This window comes from Streptomyces sp. WAC06614 (assembly GCF_003949795.1).
Classification (GTDB): Bacteria; Actinomycetota; Actinomycetes; order Streptomycetales; family Streptomycetaceae; genus Streptomyces.
Window position 1 is genome coordinate 1 of sequence record NZ_RPRY01000481.1, and the last position, 3,864, is coordinate 3,864.

General features: G+C 73.0%; 5 protein-coding genes. 4 read left to right on the plus strand and 1 reads right to left on the minus strand.

The genetic code is table 11. The annotated features are described in order from the left end of the window. The first annotated feature begins 142 nt into the window (after positions 1–142). Both EF918_RS33530 and EF918_RS33535 read left to right on the plus strand, forming a co-directional pair. Positions 143–1,174: a methyltransferase gene (locus EF918_RS33530; protein WP_312847889.1), complete on the plus strand. Its 1,032-nt coding sequence runs from the start codon at positions 143–145 to the stop codon at positions 1,172–1,174. 150 nt (positions 1,175–1,324) lie between these two features. Next, entirely contained in the window at positions 1,325–1,600 is a 276-nt protein-coding gene (locus tag EF918_RS33535) for an isoamylase early set domain-containing protein (protein ID WP_125652663.1), read from the plus strand. A gap of 30 nt (positions 1,601–1,630) precedes the next feature. On the opposite strand, the gene EF918_RS33540 is transcribed toward EF918_RS33535, so the two are convergent. Then, the gene (locus tag EF918_RS33540; RefSeq protein WP_125652664.1) at positions 1,631–1,975 is read right to left on the minus strand and encodes an STAS domain-containing protein; all 345 of its coding nucleotides are present in this window, start codon (positions 1,973–1,975) and stop codon (positions 1,631–1,633) included. Between the two features lie 113 nt (positions 1,976–2,088). On the opposite strand from EF918_RS33540, the gene EF918_RS33545 reads away from it, so the two are divergent. Both EF918_RS33545 and EF918_RS33550 read left to right on the plus strand, forming a co-directional pair. Further along, on the plus strand, positions 2,089–3,189 hold the full coding sequence (locus EF918_RS33545; protein WP_125652665.1) for an LLM class flavin-dependent oxidoreductase: 1,101 nt from the start codon (positions 2,089–2,091) through the stop codon (positions 3,187–3,189). Next, a complete protein-coding gene (locus EF918_RS33550; RefSeq protein WP_125652666.1) occupies positions 3,186–3,860 on the plus strand; it encodes a CE1759 family FMN reductase in 675 nt (224 codons plus the stop codon). The genes EF918_RS33545 and EF918_RS33550 overlap by 4 nt, the downstream gene beginning before the upstream one ends. The last annotated feature ends 4 nt before the right edge of the window (positions 3,861–3,864 follow it).

Here is a 3,864-nt window from a genome sequence, read left to right on the forward strand (position 1 = left end):
GTGAGCAGCCGAAGGAGCGTTTCGGCGGGCCCGCCCCCGCCGTGACGAGGGCAGGCCCGCCGAAACGCTCCTTCGGCTGCTCACCGGCGCCTGGACGACCCAGGCCCTGGCCTCCTTCGCCCGGCTGCGCCTGCCCGACGTCATGGACACCGCCGCCGCGCACCGCCCCGCGGACCTCGCCCGGCTGACCGGCACCCGGCCGCGGGCCCTGGGCGTGCTCCTGCGGTACCTGGCGATGCTCGGCGCGGTCGCCCCGGTCCCGCCGCCGGCCCCTGTCCAGGGCCAGGACCGGGACCGGGATCAGGACCAGGACCAGGACGTGCACCTGGACCTGGACGGGGCCCAGGAGGAAGGATTCCGCCTCACCGAACTCGGGGCCCTGCTGCGCGAGGACGCCCCCGCCTCCATGCGCCCGCTGGCCCTGATGTACGCAGGCCCCTTCTACCGGTCCTTCGGCGGCCTCGACCACGCCGTCCGGACCGGCCGGCCGGCGTTCGACCACCTCTTCGGCGAGAACCACTTCGACCACTTCGCCCGCGACCCCGAACTCGCCGACCTCTTCGACCGGTCCATGGCCGCCAGCTCCCGCATGTTCGGGCCGGTCCCCGCCCACCCGGTCGTCACGGCAGCGGCGGCCCGGGCGCCGGAACCCGCGACGGTCGTCGACGTCGCGGGCGGGAACGGAGAACTGCTCGGCCAGATCCTCACCGCCCACCCGCGGCTGCGCGGCGTCCTCCTGGAACGCCCGCACGCCGTCGCCGCGGCCCGCCGCCACCTCGACGCCGCGGGCTGCGGTGCGCGCTGTGCCTACCGGGCCGGCGACTTCGCCGACGTCCCGTCCGGCGGGGACGTCTACGTCCTCTCCCGCGTCCTGCACGACTGGGACGACGACCGCTGCCGGGAGATCCTGCGCCACTGCGCCCGTGCGATGCCCGCCCACGCCGACCTGCTGATCGTCGAACGCCTCCTGCCCGCCGACGGTTCCCCCTCGCTGGCCACCGCCTGGGACCTGCACATGCTGTGCAACGTCGGGGGCCGCGAGCGCCGGGCCGACCACTACGCCCGCCTCCTCGCCGACACCGGCCTGTACCTCCAGGGCCACACCCCGCTGCCGCTGGACGCGTACGTCCTGCACGCGCGGAAGACCCCGGCCGGGGGCCCGTCCGGGGGCTGAGTCCTGGGCCGACCCAGGGGCCGAATCCGGGAGACTCCGGGGCCGGGAGGGTGACGGGTCCGCCGTGGGCGGCGTGTGGGGGCCCGGGAGGGCGGCGGGCGTGCGACGGTGCTGGGGCCTCTGCCAGTTCCACGTGTGGGGAGTTCTCCGGTGCTCGAACGCAAGCAGATCAAGGGCCGTACGCAGGTGACCTTCGTCCTACCCGACGACACTCCGGAGGGGCCGGTCAGCGTGGTCGGGGACTTCAACCACTGGAACCCCGCCGCGCACCCCCTGCGCTCCCGCGGTGACGGGACCCGCGCGGCCTCGGTGGCCCTGCCCGCCCACGGGAGCCACTCGTTCCGCTACCTGGCGGCCGGGGACCACTGGTTCGACGACGAGCACGCCGACGCGCACGACGGCGTCAACGGCCGCGTCCACACCTGAGACCGGCGCCCGGGTGGGGGCCGGCGGCCCTCACCACGCCACCGCCGGGGCGAAGGCGAACAGGTCCTCCGCCCCGGTGAGCTCCAGCAGTCTGATCATCTGATGGCTCGGTGCGGCGAGCACGAGGTGCTTGCCCTCCGTGCACGCTCGCTGTCGGGCCGCGAGCAGGACGTTGAGCCCCGCGGAGTCGCAGAACGACGAGTGGCACAGGTCCACGACGAGGTCCGCGCCCCGAGGGGCCCGCGACAGCGCCACCGTCAGTGCGGCGGTGAGCTGCTCCGCGTGGTCGACGTCCATGTCACCGCTCACCCGGACCACGTACGGGCCCGCGTCCGGGGACGCGGTCGGCAGGGTGTGCTCGTTGCGGGTAGCCATGGCGCACCTCCTGTTGCTCCGGGCGCCTGCCCGTCCTTCCTGCGGGAATACCTCCGCGGCACCACCCGTTCCCGGGTATAGTTGAATTCTGAACAACCTCGGGAAGGGGAGCCATGCAGTTCGGGATCTTCACCGTCGGTGACGTCACGCCCGATCCGACGACGGGGCGTACGCCGAGCGAGCACGAGCGGATCAAGGCGATGCTCGCTATCGCCCAGAAGGCCGAGGAGGTCGGCCTGGACGTCTTCGCCACCGGTGAGCACCACAACCCGCCGTTCGTCCCCTCCTCGCCGACGACCATGCTCGGCTACATCGCCGCCCGCACCGAGCGCCTGATCCTGTCCACGTCGACCACGCTGATCACCACGAACGACCCGGTGAAGATCGCCGAGGACTTCGCGATGCTCCAGCACGTCGCCGACGGCCGCGTCGACCTGATGATGGGCCGCGGCAACACCGGCCCGGTCTACCCCTGGTTCGGCAAGGACATCCGCGACGGCATCGATCTCGCCATCGAGAACTACGCGCTGCTGCGCCGCCTCTGGGACGAGGACGTCGTCACCTGGAAGGGCAAGTTCCGTACGCCGCTGCAGTCCTTCACCTCCACCCCGCGCCCCCTGGACGGCGTCGCGCCCTTCGTCTGGCACGGCTCCATCCGCTCGCCCGAGATAGCCGAGCAGGCCGCCTACTACGGCGACGGCTTCTTCCACAACAACATCTTCTGGCCCGCCTCCCACACCCGGCAGATGGTGAACCTGTACCGGCAGCGCTACGCCCACTACGGCCACGGCACCCCCGAGCAGGCCATCGTCGGACTCGGCGGCCAGGTGTTCATGCGCAAGAACTCCCAGGACGCGGTGCGCGAGTTCCGCCCCTACTTCGACAACGCGCCCGTCTACGGCCACGGCCCCTCCCTGGAGGAGTTCACCTCGCAGACCCCGCTGACCGTCGGCTCGCCGCAGCAGGTCATCGACCGCACCCTCACCTTCCGGGACCACGTCGGCGACTACCAGCGCCAGCTCTTCCTGATGGACCACGCGGGCCTGCCGCTGAAGACCGTCCTGGAGCAGCTCGACCTGCTCGGCGAGGAAGTCGTCCCGGTGCTCCGCAAGGAGTTCGCGAACCTGCGCCCGGCCGGTGTGCCGGACGCCCCCACGCACGCGGCCCGGGTGGCGGCCGCCCAGCAGCACCCGAAGGAGGAGACGCAGGCATGAAGCTCGTCGTCGTATCGGCGGGGCTGAGCTCGCCCTCGTCGACCCGCCTGCTCGCCGACCGCCTCACGGCCGCGACCCTGCGCCATGTCGACGCCGAACCGCAGGTGATCGAGCTGAGGGACCTGGCGACGGAGATCGCCCAGCACTTCGTCACCGGGTTCCCGCCCGCCCGGCTGGCCGCCGCGCTCGACGCGGTGGCCGCCGCGGACGGCCTGATCGCGGTCACGCCGGTGTTCGCGGCCTCCTACAGCGGCCTGTTCAAGTCGTTCTTCGACGTCATCGACAAGGACGCCCTCACCGGAAAGCCGGTGCTCCTCGGTGCGACCGGAGGAACGGCCCGCCACTCCCTGGTCACCGAACACGCCCTGCGCCCGCTGTTCACCCATCTGCGCGCGCTGGCCCTGCCGACGGCCGTGTACGCGGCCTCGGAGGACTGGGGCGAGGACGGCCTCGCCCGGCGGATCACCCGCGGGGGCGCGGAACTGGCCCGCTTCATGGCACCCGCCGACGCCCGCGGCGCCGCCCCCGCCACCGTCGTCGGCCCGGACGTCGACACCGCCGCCGCGATCGCCCCCCGCTCCCTGACCGGGGCGATCACCTCGGTGGACCCGGCGGACGGCTTCGAGATCGTCCCGTTCGCCCAGCGGCTGGCCGCCCTCCGCGCCGAGTAGCCGC

Bases quoted from the DNA above. Each gene is read 5' to 3' on its own strand.
- EF918_RS33545 (WP_125652665.1), top strand. From the start codon at position 2,089: ATGCAGTTCGGGATCTTCACCGTCGGTGACGTCACGCCCGATCCGACG.
- EF918_RS33530 (WP_312847889.1), top strand. From the start codon at position 143: ATGGACACCGCCGCCGCGCACCGCCCCGCGGACCTCGCCCGGCTGACC.
- EF918_RS33550 (WP_125652666.1), top strand. From the start codon at position 3,186: ATGAAGCTCGTCGTCGTATCGGCGGGGCTGAGCTCGCCCTCGTCGACC.
- EF918_RS33540 (WP_125652664.1), bottom strand. From the start codon at position 1,975: ATGGCTACCCGCAACGAGCACACCCTGCCGACCGCGTCCCCGGACGCG.